This window comes from Paraburkholderia sp. SIMBA_027 (genome assembly GCF_046535315.1).
Lineage (GTDB): Bacteria > Pseudomonadota > Gammaproteobacteria > Burkholderiales > Burkholderiaceae > Paraburkholderia > Paraburkholderia tropica.
In genome coordinates, this window is the sequence record NZ_JAWRWY010000759.1 from 1 (window position 1) to 265 (window position 265).

At 60.8% G+C, this 265-nt stretch carries 1 protein-coding gene; it reads left to right on the plus strand.

The genetic code is table 11. The features are described 5' to 3' along the window. On the plus strand, positions 1 to 265 hold a 265-nt coding region (locus SB764_RS41095; protein ID WP_410866911.1), incomplete at both ends, for an ABC transporter permease subunit.

Genomic DNA, 265 nt, shown 5'->3' on the forward strand with positions numbered 1-265 from the left:
ATATCATGCTGGCGCTGCCAAGTCTGCTGCTGGCGCTGGTGCTGGTGGCAATTTTCGGCCCGTCGATTGGTAACGCCGCGCTGGCACTGACCTTCGTTGCCTTGCCGCACTATGTGCGCTTAACCCGCGCCGCCGTGCTGGTGGAAGTTAACCGCGATTACGTCACCGCGTCTCGCGTGGCGGGTGCCGGGGCGATGCGTCAGATGTTTATTAACATCTTCCCGAACTGCCTTGCGCCGCTGATTGTTCAGGCGTCGCTCGGTTT